The following is a 19,581-nucleotide window of genomic DNA, read 5'->3' on the forward strand; positions in this document are numbered from 1 at the left end:
CGGGGTGCCACGGGCCTTGAGTGCTCTTTCCCATGCACCGAGCATCCGGCCGGACACATCCATACGTAAAATGCATGCACGTACTCATCGATGCGCCGTGGTTATGGATCTGGACAATGGAACTGCGACACCTGCGCTGTCTGGTGGCGATCGTCGACGCCGGCGGCTTCACCGATGCCGCCCTCGATCTCGGCGTCTCCCAGGCGGCGGTGTCCCGCACGCTCAGTTCGCTCGAAGACTCCCTGGGGGTACGGCTGTTGCACCGCACCAGCAGGAACGTCATCCCCACCACCGCCGGCGTCCAGGTGCTGGCGCGCGCCCGCAAGGTGCTCGCCGAGGCCGACAACCTCATCCGCGAAGCCACCACCGGCCACACCCGGCTGCGGATCGGCCACGCATGGTCGGCCATGGGCCGGCACACCGCCGAGTACCAGCGGCGTTGGGCCACCCGCTATCCCGACGTCGAACTGCATCTGGTCCGCACCAATTCCCCCACCGGCGGCCTGGCGGAGGGGCTGTGCGACCTGGCCGTGGTGCGTACCGCCTTCGATGACGCGCGCTTCGCCAGCGCCGTCGTCGGCCGGGAACGCCGCTACTGCGCCATGGCCGACGACGACCCCTGGGTCACCCGCCGCTCCATCGCCCTGGCCGACATCCGCGAACGCACCCTCCTCATCGACCGGCGCACCGGCACCACCACGGCCGACCTGTGGCCCGCGTCAGCGCGTCCCGTCGTGGAGTACACCCAGGACATCGATGACTGGCTCGCGCTGATCGCCACCGGCCGCAGCGTCGGCATCACCCCCGAGAGCACCGTCAACCAGTACCGGCGCGACGGGATCGTCTTCCGGCGGCTGCGCGACGCCTCGCCCATCGCGGTCCACCTCATCTGGCGGCGCCAAGACCCGCATCCGGCGACCCACGCTGCCGTCGCGCTGCTGACCGACCTCTACCAACGGGGGAAGTGAAGGGCTGTGCGCTGCCCGGTAGCACTGCGGCGCTCGACCCCGGCAGCGCCACCTGCCGCACGACCGGCTCTTCTGCGCGACCGGCTTCCACCCCCGGCCCTCCCCCGCCCCTTCAAAACCGGACGGATAGCCATGACGGAACCCACTGCCGCCCGGCAGGCACAGGCCGCGGCCCTCGGGCCCTTCTTCGCCTTCGAGACGCACCCCTCGACGTCGGAACTCGTCTCCCCCTGGCGCCCGTTGAGCGAGGTGGCGCGAGAGGAGAGCGGCGTCCTGCGGGAGCGTGTCACCGCGGTGCGTGCCTCGCTTGCCGCCCGCAGCGGCAGGCCGGCCGAGGCTGTCGAACTGCGGGTGGCCGCGTCCGTGGCACATCTGGGTCTGGTGGCGCGGGTCCTCTCGCCGATGCTCGGGCTGACCGCCCTGCACAGCCTGCGCCTGCCCTCACCACCGCCCACCCTGGACGATCTCAGGTGGCACTCCGGCCTCGGAGGCGCGTTCCCCCTGTCACTGCCGCGGGAGACGGTGGCTGCACTCGCCGCCGGTAGTGCCCTCCGCGGCTCCGGCCCGTCCTCCGATGACGGCGCCCCTGCCCGTATCCCTACCCCGGCCGACGCCGGCGCCTCCGCAAACGCCGACGCCTGCACCTCCGCGGACGCCGACACCGACACCGACACCGTAGAGAACCTGCTCGACGGGCCGGTCCGCGAACTGGTCGACGCCGCAGCGTCCTTCTCGGTCTCCCCGCGCATCCTGTGGGGCAATGTGGCATCGGCGGTGAACGGCGCGGCCACAGGCATGGTGTCCGCGGCACCGGCCCTGGCACGCCCGGCACGCACAGCGGCCCTGCTGTTCCTGAGCCGGCCGCAGCTCCGGGACACCCACACCCTGAACGCCCGCAACGGGCGCTTCCGGCGGCGGAGTTGCTGCTTGATCTACCGTGCCGCTCCGAACGCCTCGGGAGCCCTCTGCGGCGATTGCGTCCTTGCGCGACCTCAGGTACGGCGTTCCGGTCGACGGCCCTAAGGGCTGTCCCGTTTCCGATCGGATCGCCGCCCGGGACCACCGCCGATGAGCGATACGGGCACCCCTCCCCGCGCACATATTCCTGGATCATGCAGTGGCCGGAGGGCGTGCGGATGCACGGGTGGGCGCTGTTCGGGTCGGGCCGGGGTTTGTGCCTTCTGAATGCGAGGCCGCCCCCTTTCACGCCGTACCGAGATGATCTCCGGTCTGTTTGGCTTGGTGACGCACGGCCACCTTTGTTCATCACCGGCCGCTTTGCTCACTTCTGTTCACGTCCCGGGAGGGAATGTGTCCGTACCGGACAGTGTCACCGGTTCCGCTGCCGAGGAGCCCGCTCTCGAACCATCCGCAGACAGCGCGCTCACCAGCCTCAGTACCCGGGCCGCGCGCCGGCTGGCGACCACCACCAAGACCGAGCCCCAGATGCAGGCCATCACCTCGCGGTGGCTGCTGAAGATGCTGCCGTGGGTGGACGTCAAGGGCGGCACCTACCGGGTCAACCGGCGTCTGCAACTCCGTGTCGGCCGGGGGCGTGTCCAGTTCGAGCAGAACGGCGCGGACGACATCAAGGTGATCCCCCAGACGCTCACGGAGCTGCCCGCCCTGCGTGGTTACGACGACGTCGGGGTGCTGAACGAGCTCGCGGGCCGCTTCCGGGTCCGTGAGGTGCGGGCCGGGCAGGTGCTCTTCGAGGCAGGGCAGCCCGCCACCGAGGCGTATCTCGTCGTTCACGGCCGGTTCGCCCGCTACACGGCCGGCAAGTACGGCGGGGAGGAGGTCATCGGCGTCGTCACGGACGGCGACCAGATGGGGGACGAGGCGATCGGGCGTCCCGACCCGCTGTGGCTGAGTTCGGTGCGGGCCGAGACGGCCGGCGTGCTGATGGTGCTTCCCTGGGACGTGATCCGGGAGTTCACCGACCGGGTGCCGTCGCTGGCCGCCCACCTGGCGGCGTTCGCGGAGCGGCAGCAGCGTCCCGCGAACCGCCGGGGGGAGGCGGAGGTGCCGGTGGCGGCGGGGCACGTCGGCGAGCCGACGCTGTCCGGCGGCTTCGTCGACTACGACCTCGCCCCGCGCGAGTACGAACTCTCCCTGACCCAGACCGTGCTCCGGGTGCACAGCCGGGTCGCCGATCTCTACAACGAGCCCATGGACCAGACCCAGCAGCAACTCCGGCTCACCGTCGAGGAGATCCGCGAGCGCCAGGAATGGGAGATGGTCAACAACCGGGAGTTCGGGCTGCTGCACAACGCCGACTACGGCCAGCGCATCAGCACCTACACCGGCCCGCCCACCCCCGACGACATGGACGAGCTGTTGTCCATGCGCCGCAAGACGCGGCTGTTCCTGGCCCATCCGAAGGCGATCGCCGCCTTCTTCCGGCAGTGCAACAAGCGTGGTCTGGTGCCGGGCACCGCGAACGTCGACGGGCACGAGGTCCCCGCCTGGCGCGGCGTCCCGATCTTCCCGTGCGGCAAGATCCCGATCAGTGACGCGAACACCAGCAGCATCATCGCGCTGCGTACCGGCGAGGCGGACCAGGGGGTCGTCGGCCTGCACCAGACCGGTATCCCCGAGGAGTTCCAGCCCGGCCTGAACGTCCGCTTCATGGGCGTCGACGACGCCGCCATCATCAAATACCTGGTCACCGCCTACTACTCGATGGCCATCCTCGTGCCCGACGCGGCCGGAGTCCTGGAGAACGTCCAGATCGGCCGGAGCAGCGACTGACCAGGTGGAGTACGCAGCATGAGCACGCCCCCCGACACCGCCGCCGGGTTTTCGCTGCCCGGCCCGCCGAACCTCGCCCGCAGCGTGCGGGCCCGACGCGGCGGGGCCGTCCCCGGGCTGAGGTACCGGCCCGCCGCCCCCGCCGACCCGGACAAGGCCAAGGAGATCGACCGCAGGCTGGAGGCCTGGGCCCGCCGGCTGGATCTCTTCCCCGCCCAGTGGACCGGGGACTTCGCACAGTTCCAGGTCGGCCGGGCCGTCGTCCTGCAGCATCCCGGTGCGGCCGATCTCGAACGCCTCACCGTCGCCGGTGAGTTGCTGCTGGCGGAGAACATCGTCGACAGCTGCTACTGCGAGGAGGACGAAGGCCGCGGAGCCGCGCGCCGCGGCCTGGGCGGCCGGCTGATCATCGCCCAGTCGGCCCTCGATCCCTTCCACGGCACCCCGGGACTGGAGGAGGAGTGGCGCCACGGCGTACAGGCCGACGGCCCCCTGCGCTCGTACCACTGGGCCCTGAAGGACTACGCCGCCCTCGCCACCCCCAGCCAGACGAACCGGTTCGTCCATGACGCCGCGCGGCTGCACCTCGGCTATCTCGCCGAGGCCTCCTGGGCGGAGACCCGGCACGTACCGCAGGTCTGGGAGTACCTGGTGATGCGGCAGTTCAACAACTTCCGCCCCTGCCTGTCCCTCGTCGACGCCGTGGACGGCTACGAACTGCCCGAAGCGCTCTACGCCCGCCCCGAGGTCCAGCGGGTCACGGCGCTGGCCTGCAACGCCACGACCATCGTCAACGACCTGTACTCCTTCACCAAGGAGTTGGCGAGTGACCCGACGCACCTGAACCTGCCGCAAGTGGTGGCCGCCCACGACAAGCGCGGGCTGAAGGCCGCTTACCTGAAGAGCGTCGAGATCCACAACCAGATCATGGAGGCGTTCGAGACGGAGTCGGCCCCGCTGGCCGCCCTCTCGCCCCTCCTCGAAAGGTACCTCCGGGGCCTGGCCGCCTGGGTCTCCGGCAACCACGAGTGGCACGCCACCAACACCGACCGCTACCAGCTGCCCCACTACTGGTAGACCGACCGATCCCGCGCAACCTCGCAAGGAGTCACCGTTGACCATCGCTCACGCCGACACCGCCCGTACACCGGTGCCGACCCAGTCCACGTACCAGTCCCGCGTCGCGGATTACTGGAACGCCGAGGAAAACCCGGTCAACCTCGAACTCGGTCAGATCGATGACCTCTACCACCACCACTACGGCATCGGGGACGCCGACTGGTCGGTGCTGGACGAGCAGGACCCGGACCTCCGCCGCGAGCGGGTCACCGGCGAACTGCACCGGCTGGAGCACGCCCAGGCCGAACTCCTCGCCTCCCACCTCGGCGACCTCTCCCCCACCGACCGTGTCTTCGACGCCGGGTGCGGACGCGGCGGCGGCAGCGTGGTGGCGCATCTGCGCTACGGCTGCCACGCCGACGGGGCCACGATCTCCGCCAAGCAGGCCGACTTCGCCAACGCGCAGGCCCGCAAGCGCGGCATCGACGACAAGGTGCGCTACCACCACCGCAACATGCTCGACACCGGCTTCACCTCCGGCGCGTACGCGGCGTCCTGGAACAACGAGTCGACCATGTACGTCGAGCTGGACCTGCTGTTCGCGGAGCACGCACGGCTGCTGCGGCGCGGGGGACGGTATGTCACGATCACCGGCTGCTACAACGACGCCTACGGGCGCGCCTCCCGCGAGGTGTCCCTGATCAACGCCCACTACATCTGTGACATCCACCCCCGTTCGGCGTACTTCCGTGCCATGGCCCGCAACCGGCTCGTCCCCGTGCACGTCCAGGACCTGACCGAGGCCGCGCTGCCGTACTGGGAACTGCGCCGGAAGGCCGACCACTTGGTCACGGGCATCGAGGAGACCTTCCTCAACGCCTACCGCAACGGCAGTTTCCAGTACCTGCTGATCGCCGCCGACCGCGTCTGAGTCACCGCGACCGCCGCCCCTGCGCAACGCCCCGGCCGGACTCGTTCAGCCGACGTGGACGCGGGGGCGACGGTCGCGGTCGGGTTCGGCCTCGCGCAGGACTTCACGGGTGACGGGAGCGACTTCCCCCTGCCCGAAGAGGAAGAAGCGGAGGAACTGGGCGAAGGGGTTGCCCTCGGTCCACTCGAAGTAGATGTGCGGCCGCGCTCCGGTGGCGTCGCGTACGTGCAGCAGCAGCGCGGCCAGCGCGTTGGAGATGGTGGAGCTTTCGAGGGCGAGCACCCGGAAGCGGCCGTGCATGACCTCGCCGCGTACCCGTAGTTCGCTCTCGAACTCGGACGGGTCGCCGACGGTGACCTCGACGAAGATGAAGTCGTCGTCGACCGGGAGGTCGTTGTCGGTGCGGATCTGCTGGAGCTTGTCGCGGTATTCGGCCAGATCGCGCTGGTCGGGCTCGTTGGCGATGAAGCGGATCTTGCGGTGGGCGACGTCGCGGATGAACCGTTCGGCCGTCTCGTCGAGCACGACGCTGGTCACCCGCAGCTCGAAGGCGCGGGCGAGGCGGGAGAGGAACGACAGCAGGATGATCCCGGCGATGAAGCAGGCACCGATCTTCACCCCGTCGGGGCGCTCGACGACGTTCGCCACGGTGGTGTAGAGGAACACCACGGAGATCACCGCGAAGCCGATCGTCCAGCCCCGCTCGCGGGCGCGCCGTGCGGTGATGGTCACCGCGATCGCGGCGGAGCTGATCAGGACCAGGACGCCGGTGGCGTAGGCGCCGCCCTGGGCGTCCACATCGGCGTCGAAGATCCAGGTCACCAGGAAGGCGACCAGGGTGAAGACCAGCACCATCGGGCGGACCGCGCGTGCCCAGTGGGGCGCCATGCCGTAGCGCGGCAGGTACTGCGGCATGAGGTTCAGCAGGCCGGCCATCGCCGAGGCGCCGGCGAACCAGAGGATGGCGATGGTGGAGACGTCGTAGACCGTGCCGAAGGCGGAGCCCAGATATTCGTGGGCCAGGTAGGCCAGGGCGCGTCCGTTGGCGGGCCCGCCGGGCCGGAACGCGGGCTCGGGGATGAGCAGGGTCGTGAGGAAGCTGGTGATGATGAGGAAGACGCTCATGATCACGGCGGCGGTGGTGAGCAGCTTCTTCGCGCCCCGGATGCGCCCGGTGGGACGCTCCTCGGTGTCGTCGGGGTCGCCCTCGATATGGGGCATGACGGCCACCCCGGTCTCGAACCCGGACAGGCCCAGGGCCAGCTTCGGGAAGACCAGCAGGGCCACGCCGACCATCGCCAGGGCGCTGCCGTGCTCGGTGGTCAGGGCATGGGACCAGTCGGTGACGACATGGGGCGCGGTGGCCACATGCCACACTCCGGCGACGACCACCACCACATTGAGCCCCAGGTAGAGGCCCACCAGGACGATGGCCACCCCGATGGCCTCCAGGAAGCCCTTGAGGAACACCGCGCCCAGCAGCGCGATCAGGATCAGCGTGATGACCAGCTGGCCGTTGTGCAGGGCGCTGGTGAGGTGCGGGTTCTCCACGAGGTGGGTGGCGGCGTCGGCGGCCGACAGGGTGATGGTGATCAGGAAGTCGGTGGCGGCGAACCCCAGCAGGGTCAGCACGAACAACTTGCCCTGCCAGAAGGACAGCAGCCGCTCCAGCATGGCGATCGAGCCCTGGCCGTGCGGGCTCTCCCGGGCCACCCGCCGGTACACCGGCAGCGCGCCGGCCAGCGTCACCAGGACCAGGACCAGGGTGGCGACCGGCGACAGCACGCCCGCGGCCAGGGCGGCGATGCCCGGCTGATAGCCGAGTGTCGAGAAGTAGTCGACACCGGTCAGGCACATGACCCGCCACCACCGCTGTCCACGGTGGGCGCTCTGGGCACCCGCGTGCGGCCCGGGGTGGTGCTTGGCCATGTCGGCCAGGCCCTCCAGCATCCATGCTCGCAGGCGATGCCGTGCTGCGGCCCGGGAAGGAGAACCGGCGGAGGCGGCCATCGTGTGCTCCTGTCGTACCGCGAAGGGGGCCGGCCGTCGACGGGACGGCCACGTCAGCGTATGCAGGCGGGGCGTCGTCGCCGTGGTGTCCGGCGGTGTGGCGCGTTCGTGTCCCCGGGGACCGGGACGGCGGGCGGGCGTTCAGGCGGGAAGTGCGGCTCCCTGACGGGCCGGCTTTCCGGTGAGGTGGTGCACGTACTCGCGCGCCAGACGGAATCCCGCGGTCCAGGCGAGGAGCCGGCTGGGACGGTGGTCGCGGGAGCAGGTCCAGCTCGGGACGTGGCCGCGGGTGGCGACGTCCCGGCACAGGGCGGTCACACAGGCCAGGGCCAGGCGCTGACGGCGGTGTCCGGGGGCGGTGAAGCAGGCGAGGTCTTCGTAGCGGGTGCCCTGGAAGTACGGACAGGAAACGGCGAGGGCGTCCCCCTCCCGGAAGGCGGCCCAGCCGAGCCCGGAGGCGGCGAGCGGCGCCGGGCCGCCCCAGCTCGCATGGAGCCACGCCGCATCCGGGGCGAGGGCGGCCAAGGCCGGGGCATCCTCCGCCGTCAGCCGACGCACCGTCACCCCGTCCGGTACGCGCGGCACCGGTACGGGCACCTGGTGCAGATACAGCATCCGCTCCCAGGGCACGACCAGGTCGAAGGCGCTGCCCAGGGCGGGCAGGAAGCGGGCGGGGGCCTGCACATAGTGCGCGCCGAAGACGGCGAGGGCATCGGGGGCCAGCGCGCCCGGGTCGCCGCGGAGCAGGACGTGGTCCGCGCAGGCCACGGCCAGGGCGCGCGGAGCGGTGGCCCGGTCGGCCCACCAGCGGCCGGTGCCGAAGGCCCGTACGTGTTCGGGCAGCGCGGCCGCCCCGGGGGAGCCGGGCGGGAACCAGCCGGTGAGCGGGGGGAGTTGGTCCGGGGCGAGTTCGATCACTGGGTTCCATCCCGTCGGCGGAGGCGGGAGCGGCCACCGGCCGAGGCCGGACCGGCCCTCAGGACCCTAGGAGAGGTGGGGCCGAAGGGGGCGCAGCCTCTCTCGGGAAAGGCGCTGCGTACCCCGAACGGACGCACCGGGACCCGAGGCGTACGGCACGACAGGGAGGACGCCGGGAGGACTACGAGGAGTGCAGTATGTCGCCGAGAGGATCCGCTCGGTGACCCCTTCGGCGGTGGCTGGATTCCTCGGAGTGGTGTGCCAGAGTGGAGGTGGACGGGCGCCGCGGTCGATGCGTGAGAGAGAGGCGGCCTGTCATGTCCCTACAGCCGGATCGCCTCGGCGCGGTCACCACTCATCCCCGGTCCCCGTCCCGGCGGACCGAGGACTATGAGGACCTGTTCGATCAGGCTCCGGTGATCTTCGTTGCGCTGGGCGGCCCCTCCCATCTGCTGGAGGCGGCGAATCCGGCGTTCTTCGAGGCGTTCGGCGGCGGCCGTACGCAGCGTGGCGCACCGATCGGCGAGCTGATTCCGGAGCTGGGCCCGCAGGGCGTGCTGGACCGGCTCGATGCGGTGTACCGCACCGGCACCTCGTTCCGGGCCCGTGGCGCGCGGCTGGTGCTCGGTGCGCCGGGGAAGGAGCGGGAGGGCTTCTTCGACTTCACCTACGAGCCCCGCCGGGACGCGGTGGGCGAGGTCGACGGGGTGATCGTGATCGCGGTGGAGACCACCGTCCACCACCATGCCCAGCTCCTCGCGTCCGAGCAGCGCCTCCTGCTGGAGCAGATCGCCCGCGACGCCCCGCTGGGCAGCATTCTGACCGGTATGGCCCGGGCCATCGAGGAGCTGTCGCCGGACTTGATCGTCTCGGTGCTGCTGGCCGATCCCGCCGGCCGGCAGCTGCGGCACGGCACGGGTCCGAGCCTGCCCGCCTTCTACAACGAGGCGATCGACGGGATCGCTATCGGTGCGGACGTGGGCTCGTGCGGCACGGCCGCGTATCTGCGGGTGCCGGTGATCGTCACCGATATCGCCATCGATCACCGGTGGAAGGACTACCGGGAGCTGGCGGAGCGGGCCGGGCTCGCGGCGTGCTGGTCCACCCCGATCCTGGGGACGGACGACCGGCTGCTGGGCACCTTTGCGATGTACCACCGTGCCCCCAAGGCCCCCGAGGAGACGGACCTGGCCCTCAGTGCCGCGTTCGCCCGGATCGCCGCGCTGGCCATCGAGCGCCACGAGGCTCTGGAGGCGGGCCGCGCCGCCCGGGAGCTGGAGCGGGAGGCCCGTGAGGACCTGGCCTTCGTGCTGGACGCCAGCACGGCCATCACCCGTGAGCCGCACTACGCGGACTGCCTGCAGTGTCTGGCCCGGTTGACCGTGCCGACCCTGGCCCCGCTGTGCAGCGTCCATGTACTGGAGGACGGCCGGACCCGGCGGATCGCGGTGGCCGCCGCCACCCCGGCCGAGGAAGACCTCCTCGCCTCCCCGGTGCTGGCCGGGCAGGTCGACCGGGCGGTGGCCCGCGTCCTGGCCTCCGGCGCCACGGAGACCCACCCGGCGGCCTCGCCCGGCGACCGTCCCGGGCCGCCCGGCGTCACCGGTTACGTCAGCGTCCCCCTGGGGACCCTCGGCCGTACCTTCGGCGTACTGACCCTCGTGGCCACCGACGAGCCCCTGGACGGCCATGCCATCGGCCTTGCCGAGGAGCTGGCCCGCCGGGCCGCCTCCAGTGCCGACAACGCCCACCAGTTCAGCGACCGTGTCCAGCTGGCCCGCGATCTGCAGGCCGGGCTGCTGCCTCCCGAGCTGCCCCGGATCCCCGGTGCCGATCTGGCGGCGTACTACCACCCCGCCGGCGAAGGCCTGGAGGTCGGCGGCGACTTCTACGATGTCTTCCCGCTCCCCGACGACCGCTGGGCGTTCATGATCGGCGATGTCTGCGGGCGCGGCGCACCGGCTGCCACCACCACCGGCATGGTCCGCCACACCGCACGCGCCGCCGCGCGTCTGCTGCACGATCCGGCGGACGTGGTCGCCGCCATCAACGACGCGCTCACCGGCAGCCCGCTCGACGAGGACCACTTCGTCTCCCTCGTCTACGGCGAACTGCGGCACGCCCCTTCGCACCTCGCACTGGAGCTGATCCGGGCCGGTCATGTGCCGCCGCTCGTGCGCCGCACCGACGGCACGGTCGAGCATCTGGTCCAGTCGGGCCTGCTCCTGGGGATCGGCCCGGAATTCCACGGCGCCTCCTGCCGGCTCGACCTCGCGCCGGGCGACAGCCTGGTGCTGGTCACCGACGGCATCACCGAGGCCCGCTCCGTCACCGGCGAGTTCTTCGACGAGCACCGCCTGGCCGATGCCCTTCTCACCCTCCCCGGCACGGCGTCCGGTGCCGCCGGTCTCATCGAGGCCGTCCATGCCGCGGTGACCGCCTTCGCGGGCCGGTCCACCCCCGATGACCAGGCCGCTCTGGTGCTCACCGCTACCTGACGCCCGGCCCGGCGCCGGCCGGCCGGCGCGGACGGGGCCCGGCACCACCGGCCCCCGGCGTCACAAAGGCCCGCTCTCCCTCTGCCCTTCGCCGCGCACCGTGCCTATTTTGGCTCCATGGATCCCGTGCCGCGTACCTCCCCCGACGACCCCAACCCGCTGCGCCGGCTCTCCCTGGACGCACTGCGGCGGCGTACGAGCATGAAGTGGCGTACCTACCCGGACGATGTGCTGCCGCTGTGGGTGGCGGAGATGGACGTGCCGCTCGCCGAACCGGTCGCCGCGGCGATCTCGGAGGCGGTCGCGCTCGGCGACACCGGCTACCCGGCGGGCACCGCGTACGCCCGGGCGCTGGCCGGTTTCGCACGGAAGCGGTGGGGCTGGGACGGGCTCGTGGTGGACCGTACGGCGATCGTGCCCGATGTGATGCTGGGCATCGTCGAAGTGCTGAAGCAGCTCACCGGGCCGGGAGACCCGGTGGTCGTCAACTGCCCCGTCTATCCGCCGTTCTACCAGTTCGTGACGCATATGGACCGGCGCGTGGTGGAAGCGCCGCTGGGAGCGGACCTGCGGATCGATTTCGCGGCGCTGGAGGGGGCCTTCCAACGCGCCGTCGCGGACGGGGGCCGCGCCGCGTACCTGCTGTGCAGCCCGCACAATCCCACCGGCACCGTGCACGGCGCCGAGGAACTGTCCGCGGTCGCGGCGCTCGCGGAGAGGTACGGCGTACGGGTCGTCGCCGACGAGATCCACGCGCCGGTGGTGGCCCCGGGCGCCGGGTTCGTGCCCTACCTGAGCGTGCCGGGGGCGGAGTCGGGGCTGTCGCTGATGTCGGCGTCCAAGGCATGGAACCTGGCCGGCCTCAAGGCCGCACTGGCCCTCGCCGGACCCGCCGCTGCCGACGATCTGGCCCGTATGCCGGAGGAGGTCAGCCACGGCCCCAGCCACCTCGGCATCATCGCCCACACGGCCGCCCTGCGGGACGGCGGCGACTGGCTCGACGCGGTGCTCCGCGGCCTCGACGACAACCGCCGGCTGCTCGGCGGACTGCTGGCCGAACGGCTCCCCGCGGTCCGCTACCGCCCCGCCGCCGGGACCTATCTCGCCTGGCTCGACTGCCGCGCGCTCGGCCTCGGTGACGATCCCGCCGCGGTCTTCCTCGCCCGCGGCAGGGTCGCGCTCAGCCCCGGTGCCGGCTTCGGCACCGGCGGCGCGGGGCACGTCCGGCTCAACCTGGCGACCTCGCCCGAGCTGCTGACCGAGGCCGTACGGCGGATGGCCGCCGCACTGGGCTGACCACGGCACCGGGCGTGCTCGTACACCCCTCCCCCGCCGCCGTACGGAGACCGGATGCCGGTCCGCCGGGCCGGCCTCCGCGCCACCGCCCCTTCCCCGTCCCGTATGTGAGGGACCGTTTTTGGAATGCGCGGACTTTCTCCATACGATCCGGCGATGATCACAAGAAAACGGCTGGCGGCCGGGGTGTGCGGCCTGCTGGCCACGATGACCCTCGCGCTCGCCCCCACACCCGCCGGCGCCGATGAACCGGACGCCAAGCCTTCCCCCAAAGTCGAGTTGACGCTCGATGTCAGCGGCTCGATGCGGGCGCGCGACATCGACGGCCAGAGCCGGATGGCCGCGGCGAAGCAGGCGTTCAACGAGGTGCTGGACGCCGTGCCGGACGAGGTCCAGCTCGGCATACGCACCCTCGGCGCCAACTACCGCGGTGAGGACCGGAAAGTCGGCTGCAAGGACACCCGGCAGCTCTACCCGGTCGGGCCGCTGAACCGGACCGAGGCGAAGACCGCGGTGGCCACGCTCAGCCCCACCGGCTGGACGCCCATCGGACCGGCGCTGCTGGGCGCGGCCGACGACCTCAAGGGCGGCGACGGCTCGCGCCGGATCGTCCTCATCACGGACGGCGAGGACACCTGCGCCCCGCTCGACCCCTGCCAGGTGGCGCGGGACATCGCCGCCAAGGGCATCCACCTCACCGTCGACACCCTCGGTCTGCTGCCGGACGCCAAGACCCGCAACCAGCTGAGCTGCATCGCCGAGGCGACCGGCGGAACCTACACCTCGGTACAGCACACCAAGGAACTCCGGGACCGGGTACACCAGTTGGTGGACCGCGCGGCCCGTCCGGTGGTCACTCCGGTGGCGACCGAAGGGGCTCAGCAGTGCGCCGGTGCCCCGGAGCTCAAGCCCGGTCTCTACACCGACCGTGAGAAGTTCGCCGAGCACCGCTGGTACCGGGTGGACGTGCGGCCCGGCCAGGAACTGCGGGCCTCGGTGAGCATCGCCGCCGACCGTGCGGTCAACAACGACTACGGGGTCCTGCTGCGGGCCTCGACCGTGCACGGCAGGGAGATCGTCCGCGGCGCGGAGGCCGGCGACGGCCGCACGGATGTGATCTCCTCCGGGCTGCGCTACCCGAAGGCGCCGTCCGCCTCCTCGGATGACGACACATCCGCGGCGGAGACCGTATGTCTGCAGGTCAGCAACTCCTTCTCGGCGCCCGCCTCGGTCAAGACCGACCCGGGCCTGCCCGTCGAGCTGACCGTCGACCTGGTGGACGGGCCCGATGATGCCTCCGACGCGGCCTTCTTCGGCCTCGGTCACGGCTGGTGGCTGCTGGTCTCGCTGGCCCTCGCCGGCCTGCTCACCGGCCTGCTGTGGGGCTGGATCTCCCGTTGGCGCGTGACCGTCTGGAGGACCCGCTGATGCGCACCCTACGCACCCTGACGACCGCTGTGCTGGCGGGCGCCGCCCTCTTCGGCACGGCGGGAACGGTCGTCGCCGACAGCCCGTCCCCCAGTCCCAGCACCAGCACGGACGGGGAGGCGCCGGCCCCGACGGAGGCCGGTACCTCGTTCCGTACGGCGACCGCCATCAAACCGGACCAGCGGGCCACGGCCGATGCGTCCACCGGCGACTACCTGTACTGGGTGCTGCCCGTGGACGCGGGGCAGCGCGCCACCGTCAAGGCCAAGGTGACCCTCCCGCAGAGCGCCCGGCACGGCACGGCCACCTGGCAGCTCGATGTCTATGACGGGCTGCGCCGCCGTCAGGCGTGCCAGTACGGCGCCCAGACCAGGGCGGCGGCGCGGGATGCCGGTTCCGTCGAACTCTCCTGCACGCTGCGCACGGTCCGCGCCTGGGCGGAGCCGTGGGCGAACGATCCCCTGCCGGGCAGCTACTACGTACGCCTGACGGTGGCGGACCTGCCCAAGGACGACCTCGGTCTGCCGGTACACGCCGAGGTCGACGCCGCCCTCGCCGACCAGGGCGGCGCCCACGACGTGGACGGCACGCTCGCGGCTCCCCTGGTACCCGGCGCCTCCACCGCCTCGCCCGAGGCCCAGGAGAGCGCAGCGCCCGGGAAGCTGGCCGCCCTGGGCGAGCCGGACGGCGGCTGGTCGTCCGGCGGGTGGTCCGACCGCTGGATCTGGACCGCGGCGGGCGGGCTGCTCGCTGCCCTCGGTGGCATCGCGGGCTACCGCTTCACCGCGGGCTCAGGACGCCCGTCGCGGGTGCCGCCGGGCGCCTGACCGGACCGGGGGCGGTCACGATACGTGTCGTGGCCGCCCCCGGCCTTCCGGACGCCAGCGATTCAGCAGTCGCAGCAGCTGCAACATTCGCAGCACTCACAGCAGCTGCAGGCGTCACAGCAATCGCAGTCCTGGCAGCACCCCTCGCGCTTCTTGCGCGACCACGGTCCCTCGTACTCCTCCGCGCAGCAGAGCTTGCAGGTGCAGCACAGTCCGATGGCGACCGCGCAGCCGGCGAAGAAGCCGCGGGGCTTCTTCGGCTGCTGAGGGAAGTGCGGCATCCCGCCCTCGCCCCCGCCGAAGCCGCCACTGTGACCGCCGTGGCCGCCGCCCGGACCGCCGGGTCCCACCGGGCCGCCGCTGTACGGGTTCTGCGGCCCGTTCAGGTGCTGCTGCCCGTGGGCGTACGGGCCGCCGCCGGCCGGTGCCTGGCCGTAGTGGGGAGGCTGCCCGTACGGGGAGGGCCCGCCGTTTCGGTACGGGTTCCCGCCCTGGCCGTCGTAGGGCCCCGGCGCTCCGTGCCCCTGGTGGGAGCAGGAAGCCGTGCCGAAGGCGCGGTCCACCGAGCGGCGCAGTTCGTGGACCAGCAGCACATGCACCAGGGCGGAGTCGGCGAACTCCACGTCGCGCAGGGCGAGACGGATGCCGTGCAGCGCGTCGTCACACAGCCGGCGGGCCTGGGCGAGGGTGGCGCCCGTGGCGGTGAGCGGGTTCCAGGCGCCCTCGGCGGCGTCCTCGGCACGGTCCTCCACGGCGTCGAGGAGATGAGCCAGCCGCCCGAAGAACCGGCCGGCCTCGGCCAGCGGCGCCGCGTTGCCGGGCCGGCCCGCGAGCACCGCGGTGTGCGCGAAGGCCGCGGCGGTCGCCGTCTCGGTCGGTTCGGTGATGAACGTCAGCGGTGTGCCGGGCCCGGCCAGCTCCTCGATGCCCAGCTGCCGGTCGACCGCGTCGACGAGCACGGCGGTGTCGAAGCCGAGGCCGGCACCGGTGCGTGCCCCGGCCCGGTCCCATCCCGCGGCGACCTTGCGCGCGGCGGCGGCCACCGGCCGGCGGCGCAACGCTCCGTTCCCGTCGGCGACATGGTCGCGTATCTTCGCCGAGGCGAGCACGAGGGACACCGATGCTGCGAGGCGCGCGCCCTCTCCCTGCGCCACCGAGGCGGTCCGCATACCCCGCAGCGGGCAGGGCCCCGCGGTACGGCGGCCGGCCCGCGCGGGGCCGGACTGCGCATCCGTCAGCACGGAGATGATCAGCCCGTCGTAGTTCGTGACGACCCGGGCGAACTGCCCGTGGTCGCCGCGCAGCGCGAGACAGAGACCGCACAGATGGGCCATCCACTCCGCCTTGAGTCCTTGCGACAGGCGATGGGTGCAGGGCCGGACGATTCCGAACATGTGGAAGAAACCCCCGTAAGACATCGGCGTGGACCGGCCTCGGTCGGTGCGGGCCGGCAGCGGCAGGAATCGTACCGAGTGGGCCGTTGACCTGGGCACACACCCCATACCGGGGGCCATGGAGGCCGTGGCGCCTGATGTCCCGTCCTATCGGGGGTGACGGTGGCGCGGTCGCCGGACCGGTCCGGTCCGGCCCGCGCGGCGGTGAAGGCGGCCGCTCCGCGGTGCCAGGGGAAACACCGGCGGAGCGGCCGCGGGGCCCGGGTCCACAGGAAGGCCGGGCCGGGCCGGGAATCGGGGAAAATCCCGCGGCACACCCCTTTGTACGGACTGCGCCCCGGGAGTGTTCAACCGGCTTGGCGGATACCTCGGCCGGGACAGGCCCCGCGTCCGCTCGTCGTGGCGGGCCCTGCTGCGGTCGTCAGGAAAGGACGCCCATGCCCAGCAGGCCGAAGAGGAGCGCGCCGACGAGGATCCGGTAGATCACGAAGGAGTTGAAGGAGTGCTTGGCCACGAACTTCAGCAGCCAGGAGATGGAGGCGTAGGCGACGCCGAAGGAGACGACGGTGCCGATGGCCAGGGGCGCAACGGCGGCACCGGCTCCGATGGCGTCCTTCAGCTCGTAGATGCCGGCTCCGGTGAGGGCCGGGATGCCCAGGAAGAAGGAGAGGCGGGTGGCCGCGACGCGCTCCAGGTCGAGGATGAGGGCGGTGGACATCGTCGCGCCGGAGCGGGAGAAGCCCGGGAAGAGGAGGGCGAGGATCTGGGAGCAGCCGACCCACATGGCGTCCTTGAGCGAGGTGTCGTCCTCACCGCGCTTGTGGCGGCCCATCTGGTCCGCCACCCACATCACCCCGCTGCCGATGATCAGCGACCCGGCCACCACCCACAGGGAGGCGAGCGGGCCCTCGATCAGGGGCTTGGCGGCCAGGCCGACGACCACGATCGGGATGGTGGCGTAGATCACCCACCAGGCGAACTTGTAGTCGTGGTGGTAGCGCTCCTCGCGATTGCGCAGCCCGCGGAACCACGCACCCACGATGCGCACGATGTCCTTGAAGAAGTAGACGAGCGCCGCGGCGATCGCGCCGACCTGGATGACCGCGGAGAAGGCGACGACGGTCTTGTCGTTGACGGGGATGCCCATCAGGCCTTCGGCGATCTTGAGGTGGCCGGTGGAGGAGACCGGAAGGAATTCCGTCACCCCCTCGACGGCTCCGAGGACGACGGCTTGGCCGATGCTGATCGCGCTCATGGGATCCATTTCCGGTGATGGGGTGGACGTGCGGCGCGGGTGCGCCGTGGTGCGGTGGGCGGGGGGTCCTGCGGCCGGGCGTGCGGCGGGGACGAGGGGGCAGCGGCAACCTCGTCGGTGCCCTCGGCTCGGCCGGGGCGGGTCCCGCGGATGCCTCCGGCGTCACCGGGGCCCGCGTATGCCGCGGCGCACCGGTCGGTGAGGCGACTGTACTGGTGGTCGTGCCGTCGGGCCGAAGCGAAGGGCGCGGCGGGCGGGCGCGGCAGCGGCCCGGCAGGCGGACGGGGCGGTGCGGGCGGCCGGCGAACGGTGCCGGCGCGAACGGGGGACGTGCGAAAAGGCCCGGGGCCGGCGGGAACGGGAGCGGGAGAGCAACGGTCATGGTGACGGGCCCGGGTGGCGGACGGCCGCCGGGATTCGGTACGGATGAACGGTGCCCATGACCGGCGACGTACAGAAGGGCAGGCACCCGGGCACCGCGCCATGTCGTCAGCCCCTCCCGTGCCGGGCCGGGATGCGTCGCGCGCGCCCCGGTGTCTAGAGTGCCAGATGGTCTACAACACTGTAGACGACCAGGAGGGGGGAACCGTCCCATGGCCGAGGCGCAGGCGCACCGTCGGCCTGCGGACCCGCCTCCCGGCCGGAGCACGCACTGCCCGAACAGGCGCAGCTCCCGATCCGTGGGTGCGCCTCCGATCCGCGGGCGCCCCAGGAGGCGAAGGCCCCCACAGCATTGTGGGGCACCGGGTCCCGCCGGCTCACACCAGGCGCGTCACCCAGCGCCGGTAGGGTCCTCCACCCGTCCCGCACGAGCACCTATGAGGAGTCAGGATGCCGCTTGCCACGATCGCCGCAGTGATCGCCCCCACCACCACGGCAAGAAGGGTCCGACGGCCGACCGACCACTGGGAGGCCGTGTCGTGATCCCTGTCTCCCCCTCCGCCGCCGCTTCCGCCTCCGCCTCCGCCTCCGCCCTGCAGGACGATGACCGGCCGGCCTCCGCCGAGCGGACCGCCGCCGCCCCCGGCCGCTCCCCCGCCCGCCCTCCTGCCGGCACCCCGGGCGACATCCAGGGCACCTCGCCGCCACCCCCGGCAAAGCACCGCGACGCATTCTTCGACAACGCCAAATACCTGGCGATCGTGCTGGTGGCTCTGGGCCACGCCTGGGAACCGCTCTACGCCGGCAGCCGGAGCGCGGCCGCGCTCTATATCTTCGTCTACGCGTTCCACATGCCCGCATTCACTGTCATATCCGGGTACTTCTCCCGTAGTTTCGCAATGCGGCGGAACCAGCTGCAGCGGCTGGTCACCGGCGTCGCCGTCCCGTACATCGTCTTCCAGACGGCCTACGCGGCGTTCCGGTACTGGGCCGGCGACCTGCCCGACTTCTCGGTCGACCTGACGGACCCGTGGTTCCTCACCTGGTTCCTGGTCGCCCTGTTCCTCTGGCGGCTCACCGCCCCGCTGTGGCGGATCGTCCGGTGGCCGGTACCCCTGGCCCTGGCGATCGCCCTGGCGGCCTCGGTTTCCCCGGATCTCGGCAGCGGCCTGGACCTGCAGCGGGTCCTGCAATTCCTGCCGTTCTTCGTTCTGGGCATGTGCCTGAAACCGGAGCACTTCCAGGTCGTGCGCCGCCGGGCGGCACGAATCGCCGCGGTGCCCGTGCTCGTGGCCGCGCTGGCCTTCGCCTACTGGGCCGTGCCGCGCATGAACGACGCGTGGTTCTACCACACCGACAGCGCACAGCATCTGGGGGTGCCGTGGTGGTGCGGCGTCCTGATGCAACTGGCCATGTTCGGCTGCTCCTTGGTCCTCACGGCCTGCTTCCTTGCCTGGGTGCCCGGCCGCCGGATGTGGTGCACCGTACTGGGCGCCGGCACGCTCTACGGCTACCTGCTGCACGGCTTCCTGGCCAAGGCCTCCCGGTGGTGGGACTGGTACGACGCCGACTGGATCCACACCCCATGGGGCGCCCTCGCCATCACGCTCCTCGCCGGGGTGATCGTGACGCTGCTGTGCACCCCACCGGTCCAGCGCGCCCTGCGCTTCGTCATGGAGCCGAAGATGACGTGGGCCTTCAGGAAGGAGCCGTCGCCCCCGCCCGGCGCCCCACAGGGCCGTACGGTCTGACGACGGCCTGGCACACCTGCGTGACGGTGGCCCGGGGAGGAGTGGCCCGGGGGCGGGGGCAGTGGCCGGGGCACCGGCAGTCCCGCCCCCTCCGCCCCTCTGCCCCCACGG

General features: G+C 71.9%; 14 protein-coding genes. 10 read left to right on the top strand and 4 right to left on the bottom strand.

The features are described 5' to 3' along the window. The first annotated feature begins 116 nt into the window (after window positions 1-116). The 5 genes from ABZ851_RS21690 to ABZ851_RS21710 all read left to right on the top strand — a co-directional run bounded on the left by ABZ851_RS21690 (window position 117) and on the right by ABZ851_RS21710 (window position 5,712). On the top strand, window positions 117-968 hold the full coding sequence (locus ABZ851_RS21690) for a LysR family transcriptional regulator (protein WP_361130008.1): 852 nt from the start codon (window positions 117-119) through the stop codon (window positions 966-968). 132 nt (window positions 969-1,100) lie between these two features. After that, a complete protein-coding gene (locus ABZ851_RS21695; RefSeq protein ID WP_361130011.1) occupies window positions 1,101-1,991 on the top strand; it encodes a (2Fe-2S)-binding protein in 891 nt (296 codons plus the stop codon). Between the two features lie 288 nt (window positions 1,992-2,279). Beyond that, a complete protein-coding gene (locus tag ABZ851_RS21700; RefSeq protein ID WP_361130014.1) occupies window positions 2,280-3,722 on the top strand; it encodes a family 2B encapsulin nanocompartment shell protein in 1,443 nt (480 codons plus the stop codon). A gap of 18 nt (window positions 3,723-3,740) precedes the next feature. Continuing rightward, a complete protein-coding gene (locus tag ABZ851_RS21705) occupies window positions 3,741-4,799 on the top strand; it encodes a family 2 encapsulin nanocompartment cargo protein terpene cyclase (RefSeq protein WP_361130017.1) in 1,059 nt (352 codons plus the stop codon). Window positions 4,800-4,836: 37 nt separating this feature from the next. Next, window positions 4,837-5,712: a geranyl diphosphate 2-C-methyltransferase gene (locus tag ABZ851_RS21710; protein ID WP_361130020.1), complete on the top strand. Its 876-nt coding sequence runs from the start codon at window positions 4,837-4,839 to the stop codon at window positions 5,710-5,712. 45 nt (window positions 5,713-5,757) lie between these two features. On the opposite strand, the gene ABZ851_RS21715 is transcribed toward ABZ851_RS21710, so the two are convergent. Then, the gene (locus ABZ851_RS21715; RefSeq protein ID WP_361130023.1) at window positions 5,758-7,722 is read right to left on the bottom strand and encodes an amino acid transporter; all 1,965 of its coding nucleotides are present in this window, start codon (window positions 7,720-7,722) and stop codon (window positions 5,758-5,760) included. 141 nt (window positions 7,723-7,863) lie between these two features. Continuing rightward, window positions 7,864-8,640, bottom strand: coding sequence for a GNAT family N-acetyltransferase (locus ABZ851_RS21720; RefSeq protein WP_361130026.1), 777 nt, complete (start codon window positions 8,638-8,640; stop codon window positions 7,864-7,866). Window positions 8,641-8,957: 317 nt separating this feature from the next. Here ABZ851_RS21720 and ABZ851_RS21725 point away from each other — a divergent pair, with 317 nt between their 5' ends. The 4 genes from ABZ851_RS21725 to ABZ851_RS21740 all read left to right on the top strand — a co-directional run bounded on the left by ABZ851_RS21725 (window position 8,958) and on the right by ABZ851_RS21740 (window position 14,689). After that, entirely contained in the window at window positions 8,958-11,138 is a 2,181-nt protein-coding gene (locus ABZ851_RS21725) for a SpoIIE family protein phosphatase (RefSeq protein ID WP_361130028.1), read from the top strand. A gap of 117 nt (window positions 11,139-11,255) precedes the next feature. After that, window positions 11,256-12,434: an aminotransferase class I/II-fold pyridoxal phosphate-dependent enzyme gene (locus ABZ851_RS21730; protein ID WP_361130031.1), complete on the top strand. Its 1,179-nt coding sequence runs from the start codon at window positions 11,256-11,258 to the stop codon at window positions 12,432-12,434. Window positions 12,435-12,590: 156 nt separating this feature from the next. Then, on the top strand, window positions 12,591-13,862 hold the full coding sequence (locus ABZ851_RS21735; RefSeq protein ID WP_361130034.1) for a VWA domain-containing protein: 1,272 nt from the start codon (window positions 12,591-12,593) through the stop codon (window positions 13,860-13,862). After that, window positions 13,862-14,689 carry a hypothetical protein gene (locus ABZ851_RS21740; protein ID WP_361130037.1) on the top strand — a complete coding sequence of 276 codons (828 nt, stop codon included), beginning with the start codon at window positions 13,862-13,864 and terminating at the stop codon, window positions 14,687-14,689. Before ABZ851_RS21735 ends, ABZ851_RS21740 begins: the two co-directional genes overlap by 1 nt. 62 nt (window positions 14,690-14,751) lie before the next feature. Here ABZ851_RS21740 and ABZ851_RS21745 read toward each other — a convergent pair whose 3' ends face one another. Next, the gene (locus ABZ851_RS21745) at window positions 14,752-16,083 is read right to left on the bottom strand and encodes a DUF5685 family protein (protein ID WP_361130039.1); all 1,332 of its coding nucleotides are present in this window, start codon (window positions 16,081-16,083) and stop codon (window positions 14,752-14,754) included. Window positions 16,084-16,504: 421 nt separating this feature from the next. Beyond that, window positions 16,505-17,338: an undecaprenyl-diphosphate phosphatase gene (locus tag ABZ851_RS21750; RefSeq protein WP_361130042.1), complete on the bottom strand. Its 834-nt coding sequence runs from the start codon at window positions 17,336-17,338 to the stop codon at window positions 16,505-16,507. Window positions 17,339-18,405: 1,067 nt separating this feature from the next. On the opposite strand from ABZ851_RS21750, the gene ABZ851_RS21755 reads away from it, so the two are divergent. Further along, window positions 18,406-19,470 carry an acyltransferase family protein gene (locus ABZ851_RS21755; protein ID WP_361130191.1) on the top strand — a complete coding sequence of 355 codons (1,065 nt, stop codon included), beginning with the start codon at window positions 18,406-18,408 and terminating at the stop codon, window positions 19,468-19,470. The last annotated feature ends 111 nt before the right edge of the window (window positions 19,471-19,581 follow it).

This window comes from Streptomyces sp. NPDC047049 (genome assembly GCF_040643995.1).
GTDB lineage: Bacteria > Actinomycetota > Actinomycetes > Streptomycetales > Streptomycetaceae > Streptomyces > Streptomyces mooreae.